Source organism: Nonomuraea sp. NPDC054003 (genome assembly GCF_055585125.1).
In genome coordinates this window covers 1-16,045 of record NZ_JBVJKR010000024.1, presented here as the reverse complement: position 1 = coordinate 16,045, position 16,045 = coordinate 1, and the positions used below count along the sequence as shown (strand labels likewise).

At 70.1% G+C, this 16,045-nt stretch carries 16 protein-coding genes; 10 read left to right on the top strand and 6 right to left on the bottom strand.

Going from position 1 to position 16,045, the window contains the following annotated elements:
* The first annotated feature begins 131 nt into the window (after positions 1-131).
* A complete protein-coding gene (locus tag ACZ6YG_RS41430) occupies positions 132-977 on the top strand; it encodes a hypothetical protein (RefSeq protein WP_466020964.1) in 846 nt (281 codons plus the stop codon).
* A gap of 26 nt (positions 978-1,003) precedes the next feature.
* Here ACZ6YG_RS41430 and ACZ6YG_RS41425 read toward each other — a convergent pair whose 3' ends face one another.
* Both ACZ6YG_RS41425 and ACZ6YG_RS41420 read right to left on the bottom strand, forming a co-directional pair.
* Positions 1,004-2,599, bottom strand: a complete 1,596-nt coding sequence (locus tag ACZ6YG_RS41425) for an AAA family ATPase (protein WP_466020963.1) — start codon at positions 2,597-2,599, stop codon at positions 1,004-1,006.
* A 113-nt stretch (positions 2,600-2,712) separates the two neighbouring features.
* Positions 2,713-3,906 carry a cytochrome P450 gene (locus ACZ6YG_RS41420; protein WP_466020962.1) on the bottom strand — a complete coding sequence of 398 codons (1,194 nt, stop codon included), beginning with the start codon at positions 3,904-3,906 and terminating at the stop codon, positions 2,713-2,715.
* Positions 3,907-4,250: 344 nt separating this feature from the next.
* Here ACZ6YG_RS41420 and ACZ6YG_RS41415 point away from each other — a divergent pair, with 344 nt between their 5' ends.
* From ACZ6YG_RS41415 to ACZ6YG_RS41380, 8 genes are read left to right on the top strand one after another with little or no spacing between them, the layout of a single operon-like run.
* The gene (locus ACZ6YG_RS41415; protein WP_466020961.1) at positions 4,251-5,048 is read left to right on the top strand and encodes a fumarylacetoacetate hydrolase family protein; all 798 of its coding nucleotides are present in this window, start codon (positions 4,251-4,253) and stop codon (positions 5,046-5,048) included.
* Positions 5,045-6,352 (top strand): L-fuconate dehydratase, encoded by a 1,308-nt coding sequence (locus tag ACZ6YG_RS41410; RefSeq protein WP_466020960.1) that lies wholly within the window; start codon positions 5,045-5,047, stop codon positions 6,350-6,352. The genes ACZ6YG_RS41415 and ACZ6YG_RS41410 overlap by 4 nt, the downstream gene beginning before the upstream one ends.
* On the top strand, positions 6,349-7,092 hold the full coding sequence (locus ACZ6YG_RS41405; protein ID WP_271277218.1) for an SDR family NAD(P)-dependent oxidoreductase: 744 nt from the start codon (positions 6,349-6,351) through the stop codon (positions 7,090-7,092). The genes ACZ6YG_RS41410 and ACZ6YG_RS41405 overlap by 4 nt, the downstream gene beginning before the upstream one ends.
* Before the next feature lie 8 nt (positions 7,093-7,100).
* Positions 7,101-8,129, top strand: a complete 1,029-nt coding sequence (locus ACZ6YG_RS41400; RefSeq protein WP_466020959.1) for a sugar ABC transporter substrate-binding protein — start codon at positions 7,101-7,103, stop codon at positions 8,127-8,129.
* 29 nt (positions 8,130-8,158) lie between these two features.
* Positions 8,159-9,607 carry a sugar ABC transporter ATP-binding protein gene (locus tag ACZ6YG_RS41395; RefSeq protein WP_466020958.1) on the top strand — a complete coding sequence of 483 codons (1,449 nt, stop codon included), beginning with the start codon at positions 8,159-8,161 and terminating at the stop codon, positions 9,605-9,607.
* Positions 9,604-10,590, top strand: coding sequence for an ABC transporter permease (locus ACZ6YG_RS41390; RefSeq protein WP_466020957.1), 987 nt, complete (start codon positions 9,604-9,606; stop codon positions 10,588-10,590). Before ACZ6YG_RS41395 ends, ACZ6YG_RS41390 begins: the two co-directional genes overlap by 4 nt.
* A complete protein-coding gene (locus ACZ6YG_RS41385) occupies positions 10,590-10,895 on the top strand; it encodes an L-rhamnose mutarotase (RefSeq protein ID WP_466020956.1) in 306 nt (101 codons plus the stop codon). The genes ACZ6YG_RS41390 and ACZ6YG_RS41385 overlap by 1 nt, the downstream gene beginning before the upstream one ends.
* A complete protein-coding gene (locus ACZ6YG_RS41380; RefSeq protein ID WP_466020955.1) occupies positions 10,892-11,821 on the top strand; it encodes an aldo/keto reductase in 930 nt (309 codons plus the stop codon). The genes ACZ6YG_RS41385 and ACZ6YG_RS41380 overlap by 4 nt, the downstream gene beginning before the upstream one ends.
* On the opposite strand, the gene ACZ6YG_RS41375 is transcribed toward ACZ6YG_RS41380, so the two are convergent.
* Both ACZ6YG_RS41375 and ACZ6YG_RS41370 read right to left on the bottom strand, forming a co-directional pair.
* Positions 11,806-12,591 carry a MerR family transcriptional regulator gene (locus tag ACZ6YG_RS41375; protein WP_466020954.1) on the bottom strand — a complete coding sequence of 262 codons (786 nt, stop codon included), beginning with the start codon at positions 12,589-12,591 and terminating at the stop codon, positions 11,806-11,808. The two genes, ACZ6YG_RS41380 and ACZ6YG_RS41375, sit on opposite strands and share 16 nt — an antisense overlap.
* On the bottom strand, positions 12,591-13,451 hold the full coding sequence (locus ACZ6YG_RS41370; protein WP_466020953.1) for an alpha/beta fold hydrolase: 861 nt from the start codon (positions 13,449-13,451) through the stop codon (positions 12,591-12,593). The genes ACZ6YG_RS41375 and ACZ6YG_RS41370 overlap by 1 nt, the downstream gene beginning before the upstream one ends.
* Before the next feature lie 66 nt (positions 13,452-13,517).
* Here ACZ6YG_RS41370 and ACZ6YG_RS41365 point away from each other — a divergent pair, with 66 nt between their 5' ends.
* Complete coding sequence (locus ACZ6YG_RS41365; protein ID WP_364237524.1) at positions 13,518-14,102, top strand: hypothetical protein; 585 nt, start codon at positions 13,518-13,520, stop codon at positions 14,100-14,102.
* 15 nt (positions 14,103-14,117) lie between these two features.
* Here ACZ6YG_RS41365 and ACZ6YG_RS41360 read toward each other — a convergent pair whose 3' ends face one another.
* Together ACZ6YG_RS41360 and ACZ6YG_RS41355 are read right to left on the bottom strand one after the other, a co-directional pair.
* Complete coding sequence (locus ACZ6YG_RS41360; protein WP_466020952.1) at positions 14,118-14,582, bottom strand: GNAT family N-acetyltransferase; 465 nt, start codon at positions 14,580-14,582, stop codon at positions 14,118-14,120.
* Positions 14,583-15,788 carry an ATP-binding protein gene (locus tag ACZ6YG_RS41355; RefSeq protein WP_466020951.1) on the bottom strand — a complete coding sequence of 402 codons (1,206 nt, stop codon included), beginning with the start codon at positions 15,786-15,788 and terminating at the stop codon, positions 14,583-14,585. It abuts the gene before it with no gap.
* Positions 15,789-16,045 lie beyond the last annotated feature (257 nt).

Here is a 16,045-nt window from a genome sequence, read left to right as displayed (position 1 = left end):
ACCGGGTGCACCCTGAACCCATGACCGCCTCCACATCGTCTGAACCCGGGGACCGTACTCACGGTGAGTCTGACGATGCTTCCTGGAGGCCACGGGAGCCGCAGCCCCGTTTCGGCCCGGCGGTTCAGCCGGTGCCGCAGAAGGAGCGCAAGCGGGCAGGGGAGCGCGAACGGGTCCTCCTGCTGGTCCAGGCCCGGCGGGTCACGCGGGCGATTCCCGAGGCCGTGGTGTGCCGGGCGAGCGCGGCACGCGTCTGGGGCGTGGAGACGTCGCACCCCCTCGGCACGCTGCAACCCCTGGAGCTGATCACCCCGGAAGGGCTGGACGCCCCCGGCTGCGCCACCTATCCGGCGGCCCTGCTCACCGGCGACGTCACCCACCATGCCGGCATCCGCGTCACCACCCCCGCCAGGACCGCCTTCGACTGCGCCCACTGGCTGCCCAGGGCCGAGGCGGTGGTGGTGCTTGACCAGTTCCTGCGCCGGGGCGTCGACCTCGGCCCGCTGTGGCACCGCACCCTTTCCGGCCGCGCCCGGGACGTGCTCACCCTCGCCGACCGGCGGGCCGCGTCCCCGAGGGAGAGCCTGCTGAGGATGATGCTCGCCGACTGCGGGCTGCCCAGACCCGCTCCGCAGCTCCGCGTCACTCTCCCCGGAGGCCGCCACGCCTGCCTGGACCTCGGGTGGGAGGCCTACAAGGTGGCGGTCGAGTACGACGGCCGCGAGCATCACACCACCCCCGCCGACCGCCGCCACGACGAGTCGCGCCGGGAGGAGCTGCGCGGCCTCGGCTGGCGGATCGTCGTCGCGGGCCCCGACGTCATCCCCGGCCGGGCCGCCGACCTCCTGGAGGCCGTGGCCAACGCCCTGATCGAGCGCGGGTGGCAGCCGGGCCCCGAGGGCATGGTGCGGATCCTCGCCCGCATCCGCGCCACCCGCCGCCCCCGCACCTCCCGCCGCGGTAGGTCGTACGGGTAGAACCCCCTTACGTGGCGCGTTCGGGGTCATCCACGGAGAACGGTGACCTGGCGGCCGGACGATGTGGTCGCCTGCTCGAACGTGCCTCGCTGGTTCCACGGCGCGGCCTCGGGCCGCCGGTCGAAGATCACCAGGACGCCGGTGGTGAGGCTGAGCCGGTCCAGGTACCCGTCGAGCTGGGCCAGCCCTTCGGTCAGCGGGTCGTCCTTGCCTGCTCGCCAGACCTTGAGCTCCATCGCCTCGCGCTGCATCAGCCGCTCGCCGCCGGGGCCGGTGTAGGGCCAGCGGACGAGCACGTCCAGGCGTTTGGTGCCGGCGGCGTACTCGCGATCGAGATAGCCTCCGCCGTTGACAAGGCGGTGCAGGAAGGCCATGAGGATGATCTGGCAGGCGGCCTCGTGGTAGTTCTCCTGACGGATGAGCACCTCGCCGTGCTCGCGCCAGAAGACCACGAACTCCTCCAGCAGCCGGGGCAGGTCGAACCGGCCGTCCGGCAGCACGAAACTCCGCGGGTCCGCGCGCACGTTCTGTTGCGACGAATCGCCCAGCACGCGCAGGATGACCTCCCGGTAGATCGGGTTGGCCACCTCCAGCGGGGGTTTCTGCTTGATCAGCCCCAGGTCACGGACGTAGGACAGATCGTCGGACAAGGCGGAGTCGGTGTAGAGGTCGCCGGCCACGATCGGTTCCATCACCCGCTTGACCCGGGGCTCGTGCAACCGCGCCATCAGGGAGTCCAGGTGCATGGCCCGCGCCCGGATCAGCCGCTCCTTGGCCTCATCCACCCGCGCGACGGTGACGGCATCGGTCACCCCCATCTCCACGATGATCTCGTGGGCGAGGGCGTTGACCAGCCATGGCTGTCCTTGGGTCAGCTCGAAGGCCCGGTCGACGGCGTCCTTGGTGAACTCCTGTCCGGTCGCCTCCGTGTGCTGTTCGTACAGTTCGCCGATCTGGCCGGCGGTGAAGTCGCCCAGGCGCAGGGACTTGGTGACGATGTTGAACGGGCTGGTGGGGTTCGACCGGTCGGCGTCGCCACCGCAGGCGACCTTGTAGTCACGCACGTCGCGCAGCCCGCACAGCACCACGGACGCGGGGAACGGACGCCCCTTCGGCCGCGCGTTGTGGCCGTCACGGAGCTGGCTGAGAATGCTGACCATGCTGTTGCCCTGCAGGCCGTCGATCTCGTCCATGAGCAGCACCACCCGGCGCGGGCTACGGCGGCACCACTCGGTCAGCGCCGAATCGAACCTGGTGCCCGCCGGAGCCTGAGGGCAAGAGTCCGGTGGCAGCAGTTCCTCCGGCCATCCCGACCACTCGGCGGCCTGGCGGAGGGACTTCAGCAGGATCTCCTCCGCCGCCGCATAGTCGTCACCGGCCGACTTGGCGCGCTCGCAGGAGAACATCAGGGCGGCGATGTCGCCCTCTGCGGTCAGCTCGGATGCCAGGGCTTCCAGCGCGGTCGTCTTACCGGTCTGCCGGGGCGCGTGGACCACGAAGTACCGGTCCATCTCGATCAGCGTCCGTGCCTCGGGAAGCCGCGGCGTGGGCGGCAGCATGTAATGGAGGCGCGGGTCGCACGGACCGGCGGTGTTGAAGGATTTCGCTGAGGGCGTTCGCATGGTCACATACTGTCACCATCTCTGTGGGAGCGGCCTCCGTTCGGCGAGGACTTCGAGGTCGGCGTCCGACCCCGGCCGCGCCCGCCGGTCGAGGTCGGACGGATGCGACGTCGTCAGCTCATGGCGACCGGGAGTTCCTTGATGCCGTTGATGAAGTTGGAGCGCAGGCGGCGGGCGGGGCCGGTCTGGCGGAGGCGGGGGTGGCGGCGGGCGAGCTGTTCGAAGAGGACGCGGAGCTCCAGCTTGGCCAGGTGGTTGCCCAGGCAGAAGTGGGCGCCGCCGCCGCCGAAGCCGATGTGCGGGTTGGGGTTGCGGCCGATGTCGAAGACGTCGGCGTCCGGGAAGATCGAGGTGTCGCGGTTGGCGGAGGAGTAGAAGACGACGACCTTGTCGTCCTCCTTGATGGTCTTGCCGCCGAGCGTCTGGTCCCTGGTGGAGGTGCGGCGGAAGAGGTTGACGGGGGAGACCCAGCGGACGATCTCGTCGGCGGCCGTGGCGGCCAGAGACGGGTCGGCGACCAGACGGTCCCACTGGCCGGGGTGCTCGAACAGGGCGAGCATGCCGCCGGAGGCCGCGTTGCGGGTGGTCTCGTTGCCGGCCACCACCAGCAGGAGGACGAACAGGTCGAACTCGTCCTCCGACAGCGTCTCGCCGTTCTCGTCCGTCTGCAGGAGCTTGGTGACGATGTCCTCGCGCGGGTTGGCGCGGCGCTTGGCCGCCAGCTCGTTGGCGTAGGCGTACACCTCGGCGGCGGCGGCGCTGCCTTCCTCCGGGGAGGCGGCGTAGTCGGGGTCCTGGGCGCCGATCATGCGGTTGGACCAGTTGAAGATCTTGTCACGGTCCTCGACGGGGGCGCCGAGGAGCTCGCAGATCACGTAGAGCGGCAGGGGGGCGGCGACCTCCGTGACGAAGTCGGCCTCGGTGCCGAGCTGGTCCAGCAGGTCGTCACAGATGTCGCGGATGTGTTGTTCGAGTGCGCCGATGGCACGCGGCGTGAAGCCGCGGTTGACCAGGGAGCGGCGGCGGGTGTGCTCGGGCGGGTCCTGGTTGAGCATCATCATGCGTTGCAGCGCCCGCTGCTCCTCGGGCATCTCGTTGAACAGGGCCAGCTTCCGTGCCGACGAGAACAGCTCCGAGTGGCGCGAGACGTGCACCACGTCCTCGTGGCGGGTGACGGCCCAGAATCCCGGCTCGCCCTCGTGCCAGTGAACCGGATCGTGCTCCCGGAGCCAGGCGAGCTGCTCGTGCGGGGGGCCCGCGTCAGCGTAACGGTCCTGGTCTACGAGGTCGATGTGCACCCGGCTCACCCTCTTGATCGAACACTTCGCGAAACCCTGCTGAAACGGGTTCTATTACGCGTCTGTACGGCCGTCAAGTTGACGGGAAAGCGGCCGGTCAACCTGTAAGGGCTGTTTCACCTGCGCGTAAGCCCGTGATGTCCTCCGATGTTTCTCCTGTTCCGTGCGACGGGTGGTCAGAGCACGGTGGGCCGGACCCTCAGGTCACGGATCGGATTTAACCAGCGTGAGGCTCTTGACACGCACCCGAGGCCGCCTTCAGCATCGGGAGGCGAGACATCCGATGTATGACTGAAGGACGCGGTGTGAAGCTGCTGCGAGTAGGACCCGTAGGCCAGGAACGACCGGTGGTGATGGATGCCGACGGTAACCTCCGCGACATCGGGGAGCCCGACATCGACGGCGCCTTCCTCGCCTCCGGCGGAGTGACGCGCGTGCGGGAGGCCCTGGAGCGCGGCACGCTGCCCGTCGCCGACGCCGGGGGCCTGCGCGTCGGCGCCCCCGTCGCCCGGCCGGGGAAGATCGTGTGCATCGGGCTGAACTACCGCGACCACGCCGCCGAGTCCGGCGCCGAGCCGCCCGCCGAGCCCGTCGTCTTCATGAAGGCGAGCGACACCATGGTCGGGCCGTACGACGAGGTGCTGGTGCCGCGCGGCAGCGTGAAGACCGACTGGGAGGTCGAGCTGGCCGTCGTGATCGGCAGGCGCGCCCGCTACCTGGAGTCGCGGGAGGAGGCCCTCGACGCGGTGGCGGGGTACGCGGTGGCCAACGACGTGTCCGAGCGGGAGTTCCAGCTCGAACGGGGCGGCCAATGGGACAAGGGCAAGTCGTGCGAGACCTTCAACCCGCTCGGCCCCTGGCTGGTGACCGCCGACGAGGTCGGCGACCCGCAGGACCTGGCGATGCGGCTCTGGGTGAACGGCGAGCGGCGGCAGGACGGCTCCACCAAGGACATGATCTTCGACGTGGCGGAGATCGTCCGCTACCTGAGCCACTTCATGGTGCTGGAGCCCGGCGACCTCATCAACACCGGCACCCCGGCCGGGGTCGCCATGGGCATGCCCGGCCAGCCCTACCTCCGGGCCGGTGACGTCGTGGAGCTGGAGATCGAGGGCCTCGGCCGGCAGCGTCAGACGGTGGGTCAGGCATGACGACGACACAGGGCGCGGGCTCGTACCGGATCGTCGCGATGGAGACGCACGACGTGCGCTTCCCGACCTCGCGGGAGCTCGACGGCTCCGACGCGATGAACCCCGACCCCGACTACTCGGCCGCCTACGTGGTGCTCAGGACCGACGACGGGTACGCCGGGCACGGGTTCGCGTTCACCATCGGGCGCGGCAACGACGTGCAGACCGGCGCCATCTCCGCGCTGGAGCCGTACGTGATCGGCCGCGACGCCGAGGACCTGGGCGCGCTCTACAAGGAGATGGTCTACGACTCGCAGCTGCGCTGGCTGGGGCCGGAGAAGGGCGTCATGCACATGGCGATCTCCGCCGTGGTCAACGCCCTGTGGGACCTCAAGGCCAAGCGGGCGGGCAAGCCGCTCTGGCTGCTGCTGGCCGAGATGACGCCGGAGGAGATCGTCGAGCTCGTCGACTTCCGGTATCTGAGCGACGCGCTCACGCCGGCCGAGGCCCTCCAGATCCTGAAAAATGCGGAGAGCGGGAAGCGGGAGCGCATCGAGCACCTCAAGAGCGCCGGCTACCCCGCCTACACCACCTCGCCCGGCTGGCTCGGCTACGACGACGACAAGCTGCGCCGGCTCTGCCAGGAGGCGCTCGACCAGGGCTTCGGCCAGATCAAGCTCAAGGTCGGCGCCGACCTCGCCGACGACGTGCGCCGCTTCACCGTGGCCCGCGAGGTGTGCGGCCCCGACTATCCCATCGCCGTCGACGCCAACCAGCGCTGGGACGTCGCCTCCGCCATCGAGTGGGTGACCGCGCTCAAGCCGTTCGGCCCGCACTGGGTGGAGGAGCCGACCAGCCCCGACGACGTGCTCGGCCACGCCGCCATCGCCGAGGGCATCAGGCCCGTCCCGGTCGCCACCGGCGAGCACGTGCAGAACCGCGTCGTGTTCAAGCAGCTGCTGCAGGCCGGCGCGATCTCGTACCTGCAGATCGACTCCGCCCGGGTCGGCGGCGTCAACGAGAACATCGCGATCCTGCTGCTCGCGGCCAGGTTCGGGGTGCCGGTGTGCCCGCACGCCGGCGGCGTGGGCCTGTGCGAGCTGGTGCAGCACCTGTCGATGTTCGACTACGTGAGCGTCACCGGGACCATGGAGAACCGGGTGATCGAGTACGTCGACCACCTGCACGAGCACTTCACCGACCCGGTGGTGATCGAGAACGGCCGCTACCGAGCCCCGTCGGCGCCCGGCTTCAGCTCCGAGATGCACGCCGAGTCGATCGCCGCCCACACCTACCCCGGCGGAGAGGTCTGGAGGAACACGTGAACCTGAGAGCCATCGTGACCGGCGGCGGTTCCGGCATCGGCCTGGCCACCGCCACCCTGCTCGCCGGGCGGGGCATGAAGGTCGCCTGCCTCGACCTGAACCCGCCCGGCGAGCCGCTGATCGGCATCGCGGCCGACGTCGCCGACGACGCCGCGGTGCGCCGGGCCGTCGCCGAGGCGGCCGACCGGCTCGGCGGCGTCGACGTGCTCGTCAACAACGCCGGCATCGGCGCCCAGGGCACGGTCGAGGACAACCCGGACGAGGAGTGGCGCCGGGTGTTCGACGTGAACGTGTTCGGCATGGTCCGCGTCAGCCGGGCCGCGCTGCCGTACCTGCGCAGGTCGGAGCACGCCTCGATCGTCAACACGTGCTCGATCGCGGCCACCGCCGGTCTCCCTATGCGGGCCCTCTACAGCGCGACCAAAGGCGCGGTGCTGTCGCTCACGCTGGCGATGGCCGCCGACCACATCCACGAGGGCATCCGCGTCAACTGCGTCAACCCGGGCACCGCCGACACCCCCTGGGTCGCCCGGCTGCTCGACGCCGCCGACGACCCCGCGGCCGAGCGGGCGGCGCTGGAAGCCAGGCAGCCGATGGGCCGTCTGGTCAGCGCCGAAGAGGTCGCCGCCGCCATCGCGTATCTGGCCGGCCCCGAGTCCGGCTCCACCACCGGCACGGCCCTGGCCGTGGACGGCGGCATGCAGGGGCTGAGGCTCCGCCCGCACCATCCAGAAAGGTAACCCCCCTGATGAAGCTCAAGCCGCTGGCCGTCTGCGCGGCCCTCGTCGCCGCCCTCGCCGCGTGCGGTTCGGACGCCACCACGACCCCGGCAGCGGGAGGGGAAGGCGGCAAGGTCGGCATCGACCACCCGCGCGCCGACTCCGACTTCTGGAACTCCTACATCAAGTACGTCCCCGAGATGGCGGGCGAGCTCGGCGTCGAGCTGATGCCGGCCACGAACTCGCAGAACGACGTGGCCAAGCTGGTCAACAACGTGCAGGCGCTGATCGGCCAGGGAGCCAAGGCGATCGTCATGGCCCCGCAGGACACCGGCGCCATCGCCAGCACCTTGCAGAACCTGGAGAACAAGAACATCCCGGTCGTCACCGTCGACACCCGCCCCGACAAGGGCAAGGTCTACATGGTGGTACGGGCCGATAACCGCGCCTACGGCACCAAGTCCTGCGAGTTCCTCGGCGAGCGGCTCGGCGGCAAGGGCAAGGTCGTGCAGCTCATGGGCGCGCTCAGCTCGATCAACGGGCGCGACAGGGCCGAGGCGTTCGGCGAGTGCATGAAGACCAAGTTCCCCGGCATCACGGTCTTCGACGAGCCCACCGAGTGGGAGGGCAGCAAGGCCGCGTCCATGCTGCAGACCCGGCTGGAGCAGCACCCCGACGTCAAGGGCGTCTACATGCACGCGGGCGGTGTGCACCTGGCCCCGACGCTGCAGGTGCTCAAGCAGAAGGGCCTGCTGCTGCCGCCCGACGACCCCGAGCACGTGGTCGTGATCTCCAACGACGGCATCCCGCAGGAGTTCGAGGCGATCCGCAAGGGCGAGATCGACGCCACCATCTCGCAGCCGGCCGACCTGTACGCGAAGTACGCGCTCTACTACGCCAAGGCGGCGCTGGAGGGCAAGACGTTCCAGCCGGGCGCGACGGACCACGACAGCACGATCATCGAGCTGCCGAACGGCCTTGAGGACCAGCTTCCCGCGCCGCTGGTCACCAAGGACAACGTCGAGGACCAGACCCTCTGGGGCAACCAGGTCAAGTGATGACTTATCACGTTGAAGCCCGAAATGTCGTGAAGCGCTTCGGCCCGACCACGGCGCTCGACGGAGCGGGCATCTCGATCGCGGAGGGCGAGACCCACGCGCTCGTCGGCAGGAACGGCGCCGGCAAGTCCACGCTGGTGTCGATCCTCACCGGGCTCCAGCGGCCCGACGAGGGCGAGGTGCGCTTCGCGGGAGAGCCCGCCCCCGCCCTCGCCGACCGCGACGCCTGGCGGCAGCGGGTCGCCTGCGTCTACCAGAAGTCCACGATCATCCCCGCCCTGACCGTGGCCGAGAACCTGTTCCTCAACCGCCAGACCGAGGGCCGCCTCATCAACTGGCGGGCGCTGCGGGCCAGGGCGCGCGAGCTGCTCGACACGTACGAGGTCGACGTCGACCCGGGGGCGCTGGCCGGGGACCTCGGCGTCGAGCAGCGGCAGCTCGTGGAGATCGCCCGCGCCCTCTCCTTCGGCGCGCGGTTCATCATCCTGGACGAGCCGACCGCGCGCCTGGACGGCCCGGCCATCGAGCGGCTGTTCGACCGCATGCGCGCGCTGCGCCGGCAGGGCGTGACGATGATGTACATCTCGCACCACCTGGACGAGGTCTACGAGATCTGCCAGAGCGTCACGGTCTTCCGCGACGCCCGGCACATCATGACCTCACCCGTCGCCGACCTGCCGCACGACGAGCTGGTCGACGCCATGACCGGCGAGGCGACCGCGGCCTACCAGGCCCGCGCCCGCACCCCGCGCGAGGCGGTGGTGCTGGCCGCGTCCGGCCTCTCGCTCGCCGGCCGCTACCAGGACGTCGAGCTGTCCGTACGGTCAGGCGAGGTCGTCGGGCTGGCCGGGTCAGGCAGCAGCGGCAAGGTGTCGCTCGCCGAGACCCTGGTCGGCCTGCGCCGGGCCGACACCGGCGCCGTCACCGTGAACGGCCGGGCGGTCAGGCCGGGCGACGTCCCGGCCGCGCTCGCCGCCGGGCTCGGGTTCGTCCCGGAGGACCGCCACCACCAGGGCTTCGTGCCGCTGCTGTCCGTGGCCGAGAACGGGACGATGTCGATCGCGCACAAGCTGGGCCGGCTCGGCACCGTCTCACCCGCGAGACGCCGCGCCCGTGCCGTACGGATGATCCAGGACCTGGACATCAAGACCGAAGGGCCCGACCAGCCCGTCGGCGACCTGTCCGGCGGGAACGCGCAGAAGGTGGTGTTCGCCCGGGCGCTGGCCGACGACCCGGACGCGCTGGTCGTGATCAACCCGACCGCGGGCGTCGACGTCAAGGCCAAGCAGGCGCTGCTCGGCGCCGTCGAGGACGCGGCCGACCGGGGCGCGGGCGCCGTGCTCGTCTCCGACGAGCTGGACGACCTGCGGATCTGCGACCGCGTCCTGGTGATGTTCCACGGACGGGTCGTCAAGGACGTGCCGCGTGGCTGGAGTGACCACGAACTCGTGGCCGTGATGGAAGGCATCGAAGAGTGACCACACCGACCGCACTGACCCCGGCCGTGCCCCGGCTCAGGCTGGCCAGGTTCCGGGACCTGACGCTGGTCCCGGTGATCGTGCTCCTGCTGATCGTGGGCGCGTTCCTGGACCCGGTCTTCCTGACGGCCGGCAACCTGACCAACGTCCTCCAGCAGCAGGCCGCGATCTCGCTGCTGGTGCTGGCCGAGGCGCTGATCCTGATCTCCGGCAAGTTCGACCTGTCGCTGGAGTCGACCGTCGGCATGGCGCCCGCCCTGGCCGTGCTCCTGGTCGTGCCGGTGTCGGCCGGAGGGCTCGGCATCGGGCTGCCGGCCGTGCTGGTGATCCCGCTCTGCCTGCTCATCGGGGCCGCGATCGGGGCGTTCAACGGGTTCCTGATCATCAAGTTCCAGCTGTCGGCGTTCATCGTCACGCTCGCCATGCTGATCATCGTGCACGGCCTGCACCTCGGCCCTACCGAGGGCAAGACGCTGTTCGAGCTGCCCGAGTCGATGCTCTACCTGGGCGGCGCCGTCTGGCTCGGCCTGCCGGCCTCGATCTGGATCGCCGGCGCGCTGTTCGCCGCGGGCATCGCCGGGCTCGCCTACCTGCGGGTCGGCCGGTCCCTGTACGCGATCGGCGGCAACATCGACGCGGCCCGCGCCGCCGGCATCCGGGTGGACCGGGTGCTGTGGGGCGTGTTCATCCTCGGCGGCACGCTCGCCGCGCTGGCGGGCATCCTGGAGACCGGCCGGCTCGGCGCCATCGGCTCCGGCATGGGCGTCAACTGGATCTTCATGGTGTTCGCGGCGGCCGTCATCGGCGGCGTCAGCATGGACGGCGGCAAGGGCACGCTCACCGGCGTGCTCGTCATCGGCCTGGTGCAGAACCTGCTCACGCTCCAGGGCGTCTCGGGCTTCTGGCAGCCGGTCGTCTACGGGACCATCATCCTGTTCGCCCTCATGATCAGCCGGATAGCCGGCGGGAAGGCACAGGACTGATGGAACGGCTCGCGCTGCGTACCAGGCTGAAGCCCGGCTGCGAGGAGGTCTACGACCGCGAGCACGCCGAGCTCCCGGCGGAGCTCGAGCGGGCCATGCGCGCGCACGGCCTGCACTCGTGGCGGATCTACCGCGACGGGCTGGACCTGTTCCACTTCGTCGAGGCCGACGACTACGCCGCACTGCAGGCCGCGCTCCGCGACCACCCGGCCGACCGGGCGTGGCAGGCGCGCATGAACCGGCTCCTCGACGGCGGCTTCGACAAGGACTCCGGCGGTCTCCGGCTGGTCTGGGAGCTGACGTGATCGCGCTGCCCCGCGTCGGCCTGGGCGCCGCGCCCATCGGCAACCTGTTCTCGGCCGTCACCGACGAGCAGGCCCGCGCCACCGTCGACGCGGCCTGGGAGAGCGGGGTGCGCCTGTTCGACACCGCGCCGCACTACGGGCTCGGCCTGTCGGAGCGCCGCCTGGGCGCGGCGCTCCGCGGCCGGTCGGGATACGTGCTCTCGACCAAGGTCGGCCGGCTGCTGGTGCCCTCGTCCTCTGTCCGGAGGGACACCCAGGGCTTCGACGTGCCGGGTGATTTCGAACGCGTGTGGGACTTCTCCCGCGACGGCGTGCTCCGCTCGCTGGAGGAGTCGCTGGAGCGGCTCGGGCTGCCGGGCGTCGACCTCGCGCTCATCCACGACCCGGACGACCACCTCGACCAGGCGCTCTCGGAGGCGTACCCGGCGCTCGCCGAACTGCGCTCGCAGGGCGTGGTCAAGGCCATCGGGGTCGGCATGAACCAGTGGCGGGCGCCGTTGAGGTTCGTCCGGGAGACGGACCTCGACGTGGTCATGCTCGCCGGCCGCTACACCCTGCTCGACCAGTCGGGCCTGCCGCTCCTGGACGCCTGCGCGTCGCGGGGCGTCCGGGTGCTGGCGGCCGGGGTCTTCAACAGCGGCCTCCTCGCGACGCCCGAGCCGTCGGGCACCTACGACTACCACCCGGCCCCGCCCGAGCTGGTGGACCGGGCCCGGCGGATCGCCTCGGTGTGCGCGGCCCACGGGGTGACGCTCCCGCGGGCCGCGATGGCCTTCCCGCTGCGGCACCCGGCGACGGCGGCGATCGTCCTCGGCGCGCGCTCGCCCGGCGAGGTCAGGACCAACGCCGCGTCGATGGAGCGGCCCGTCCCCGGCGCGCTCTGGCCCGAACTGCGCGCCGAGGGCCTGCTTCACGACGGGCGTTGATCGGGCGCCACGCGCTCAAGCCTGGTCCAGCCCGTCCAGCCCCGCTGCTCCAGCAACGCGATCAGCCGGCGCGCCGGCGGCACGACGTCGAAGGCCAGCGTGTCCATCAGCCGGGCGAGCGGCGAGTCGATATCGGTGTCGTCGACGTACTCCTCGCCCCGCTCGTCCGCCATCCGCGTGAGGTAGGCGGCCAGCCTGTCGGCCAGCTCGACCAGCCGCGGGTCGTCGTCGGTCCGGTCAAGGGCCTGGCTCAGGGTGAGGTAGAAGCCGGCGAGCCGCGGGTCGTCGAGCTGCTCCCGCTTGCGTGCCATCCAGCCGGGGACCCGCTCGGGTGAGTGCGCGGCCAGTGGGATCCAGCCGTCGCGCTCGGCCTGGACGATCCGCTCGTCGACGCCGAGCGCCCGCAGCCGGTCGAGATACTCGACCACCTCCGGGGGCAGCGCCAGACTGTCTCCGGAGGCGAGCCGGGAGATCCGCTCGCGGTGCCGCTGCCGCTCGCGGATCTCCGCCCGCAGCCGCCTGTCGATGTCCGCGATCGCCGCGGCGAACTCCTCCTCGTCGGCCCGCAGCAGCTCCCGCACCCGCGCCAGCGGCACCCCGGCCTCGGCGAGGGTCCGGATCCTGATCAGCTCGACCACGGCGCCGGCGCCGTACCTGCGGTAGCCGGAGCGGTCCCGCTCCGGCTCCGGCAGCAGCCCTTTGGCGTGGTAGTGCCGCACCGCGCGGACCGTCACCCCGGCGTACGACGCCAGCTCGCCGATGGTCAGCATCACACCCGGCCGGTCGAATCCCGGACGATCCGGGCGATGTCCTGGGCATGGGTGAAGACCAGCTGGTGGTCGGCGTCGAGCCAGGTCAGGGCGATGTGCGGATGTTCGCGGACGAGCCGCTCGGCGCCGGCACGCCAGTTCGCGTTGAAACTCGGCGGCCCGTCGCCGGCCATCGAGGTGGACATGATCAGGCTGATGGGCACGTCGATCCTCCGGTATCGGTCGAGGATCTCGGACCGGATGGCATCGATCTCGAGATTCAGGTCGAGAGTCTCCTCGGCGGTGAGGAGCACCTGGCGTGCGGTGCCCCTCTCGGCCTCCTGCCGCGTCGCCAGATCCGCCCACATGGCCCGGAACGCCGGCAGGACGGCCTCGGTGACGAACGGTTCGGGCACCGGGTTCGCCCCGTCGATGAGGACGAGCCCGGAGACGGAGCCGGGATGCTCGGCGGCATGGTGCACGGCCAGGTCGGCGCCCAGCGAGTAACCCGCCAGCACGGGCGCCTCCGGCAGGCACAGCTCCGCCATGACCGCGCCGAGGTCGCTCAGGAACCCCTCGAAGGAGTACCGGCCGGCGGCCGAGGCGAAGCCGTGGCCGCGCAGGTCGAAGGTCACCACGTCGTGGTCGCGCCGCAGCAGGCCGGCCAGCTCGCGCAGGTGGGCCCGCGTCGAGTGCAGCCCGGGGCACAGGACGAGCGGTCGTCCCCGGCCGCCCCGGGACACCGGGATAGTGACGCCGTCGTGGTGGATCGTGAAGTGCCGCATCGTCCTGTCGCCCTTCTCGGCCCGCTCCCCGTCGTCGTGCTCGCCGTGCGACCGGTGCGGTCCGGCGACCTCGGTCACCGTGGGTTTCGTGGTCATCTCACCATGCTGTGGGGTTGACCCTGCGTCAGGGGCAAGCGGCTCCTCCGAGACTATGGTGTTCTAATGATCTTCACGATCACCAAGCCACCCGGGTGGGTCTTCCTGATCGGACTGCTGGCCCCGTGCCTGCTCGTGCTCTACTGGGCCAGCGTGCCGTTCTGGTATCGCGCCGAGATCTTGCTGGTAGGGGTCTTCGTCCTGGGCCCGCTGGTTCTGATCTACATCGGCCGCCTCATCGCGGCCTCGCTGAAGGGCCAGGCCGGCGGTCGCCCATGGAGATGGCTGGCAGCCCCGCTGATCGTCTGGGTCATGTTGCTGTCGCTCGTCACGGACGCGCCTTTCCAGTTGAGATTCGCGATCTCTCTTCCCGAAATGGAGGCGTATGCCGCGACGGTCAAGGAGCAGTCGCGGCTCGACGCGCCCTGCGAATGGGTCGGGCTGTATCGCGTGTGCTACTCGGCTCCGCACTACGTCGACTCGGAACCGGTCCCGGGCTCGGCCTACCTCGGCACCGAAGAATGGGTCATCGACAGCAACACGGGCTTCCTCATGGTGCCTCATGGAGAACCGGAGGCGGAGACCATCGACGACGAGTACCGCCACGTCGGCGGTCGCTGGTTCGGTCATCATGGATGGGACAACTGGTGAGGCGTGATGGCCGGGTCAACCAGCGTCCGTCGAGAGACACCGGGATCGCAAGTAGTGCACCACCCACAGCCCCGGCACCGGCTCCGCCTCCCCGGTGAGAGTGAACCCGAGTCGCTCGTACAGCATCCTGGCGGGCTTGTTGTCGCGCCCGGTGGAGACCGCGACCCGGCGCTCGCCGGCCCTGGCCATGACCTCCTTCACCAGAGCACGGCCGATGCCCCGCCGGTGCGCGCAGGGGTGCACCATGAGCCGGTTCAGGTCGATCTCCCCGGCCGTCTCCTCCCACGCCACGGCCCCGGCCAGCTCGCCGTCGTCGTCGAACGCCCCCAGCCAGGTGAGCGGCTGGGCCCGCAATTCCTCCGATGTCTCGTGCAGCGGCGGGATGCGGTCATCACCGATGATCTCCGCCTCGACCCGGTAGGCGGCGTGCTGCAGATCGATCAGGCCCGGCTGATCAGCTGAGATCTCGGATATACGCATTCAGCCAATCTCCCACAACGCGCTCACCGGCATCGCCCTCATCCGATCCCCGAACGGCAGCGTCTGCGTTCCCGTGTGGAGCACGATCCCGGCGATGAAGTCGTCCCCAAGGCGGTCGGCGAGGTGCCGCAGTCCTCGAAAATCGTCCGGCCGTACGGTCGATGCGGCCTTGACCTCGATACCCACGACCTGACCCCGGCGGTTTTCCAGGACCGTGTCCACTTCCACCTTGTCCTTGGTCCGGTAGTGGTAGAGGTCCACCTGCTCTTCCGCCCAGGTCAGCTGGCGGGCGAGCTCCATGAGCACGAACCCCTCCATAAGGGGGCCGAACTGTCCCCCAGGACGTACGAGGCCCCGGGCGTCGGCGCCGAGCAGGTATGCGGCGATCCCGGAGTCCACGAACGCCACCTTGGGAGTGCGGATGGCCCTGTTGCTCAGGTTTCTCGACCAGGCAGGTATGCGTTTGATCAGGAAGACCTCTTCGAGCAGGTTCAGGTAGCGGGAGGCCGTGGTGGCCGGCAGCCCTGCCTCGCCACCGAGGGACTGGCTGACGAGAAGTTGTCCGGAACGTGCCGCGAGTAGCCGGATGAGCACGCGCAGCTCGGCCACTCGTTCGATCTCCAGCAACGCGGTCATGTCGCGGGCAATCAGATGATCGACATAGGAGCTGAAGAAGCGCCGCCGTCTGCGATCGTTCACCCGCGCCACCGCTTCCGGAAAACCGCCCCGCACGACGCGTTCCGCATAGTCGGCTCGTGAGACATCGGCGGTGTGACGTAGGTCTGGCCCTTGGTCGAACACGGCATCGATGAAGCCGTCGGGGGCGCCGTCGATCTCTCCTTGGGAGAAGGGCCACAGTTCTATCGTTTCCATCCGTCCCACGAGCGTGTCAGGCAACGTTCGCAGCGCGAGAACACGGGACGAGCCCGTCAGGAGGAACCGACCGGGACGTTGGTCGGCGTCGACTTGAGCCTTGATGGCGAGCAGCAACTCGGGTGCCCGCTGGATCTCGTCGATGACCATCATGCCGGGAACGTCGACGAAGCCATCGGGATCCGCTCGGGCGCCCTGGAGAATGTACGCCACGTCCAGATCGCGCCACTCTGCCGCGTGCTCGTTGACCAGTTGTTTCACGAGCGTGCTCTTGCCGCTCTGGCGGGCGCCGTTGATCAGCACCACCCGTGTGTCCGTCAGGGCTTCCTTCACGAGGGTTTCCGCGTGCCGGACGACCACTCTGCCCAAGGGGGTATGCGCCATGGGGTCAGCATCGCACATCGGCGGTGGTTTGGACGCTACTCACGTGGTGGTTTGGTCGCCCTTCTTATGGGTGATTGGCCGCTCATGCTGTGGTGGGTTGGCCGTACCCTGGGTTAGCGTCCACGGGAGTGGTGTACGGGTTTGAACCCGTTCGTCACCTTGGCGCCCGTAAGGGAAGATCGATGTGACATGAGGGCGGCCACTCC

Bases quoted from the DNA above. Each gene is read 5' to 3' on its own strand.
- ACZ6YG_RS41425 (WP_466020963.1), bottom strand. From the start codon at position 2,599: ATGCGAACGCCCTCAGCGAAATCCTTCAACACCGCCGGTCCGTGCGAC.
- ACZ6YG_RS41415 (WP_466020961.1), top strand. From the start codon at position 4,251: ATGGATGCCGACGGTAACCTCCGCGACATCGGGGAGCCCGACATCGAC.
- ACZ6YG_RS41410 (WP_466020960.1), top strand. From the start codon at position 5,045: ATGACGACGACACAGGGCGCGGGCTCGTACCGGATCGTCGCGATGGAG.
- ACZ6YG_RS41400 (WP_466020959.1), top strand. From the start codon at position 7,101: ATGAAGCTCAAGCCGCTGGCCGTCTGCGCGGCCCTCGTCGCCGCCCTC.
- ACZ6YG_RS41385 (WP_466020956.1), top strand. From the start codon at position 10,590: ATGGAACGGCTCGCGCTGCGTACCAGGCTGAAGCCCGGCTGCGAGGAG.
- ACZ6YG_RS41375 (WP_466020954.1), bottom strand. From the start codon at position 12,591: ATGCTGACCATCGGCGAGCTGGCGTCGTACGCCGGGGTGACGGTCCGC.
- ACZ6YG_RS41370 (WP_466020953.1), bottom strand. From the start codon at position 13,451: ATGACCACGAAACCCACGGTGACCGAGGTCGCCGGACCGCACCGGTCG.
- ACZ6YG_RS41365 (WP_364237524.1), top strand. From the start codon at position 13,518: ATGATCTTCACGATCACCAAGCCACCCGGGTGGGTCTTCCTGATCGGA.
- ACZ6YG_RS41360 (WP_466020952.1), bottom strand. From the start codon at position 14,582: ATGCGTATATCCGAGATCTCAGCTGATCAGCCGGGCCTGATCGATCTG.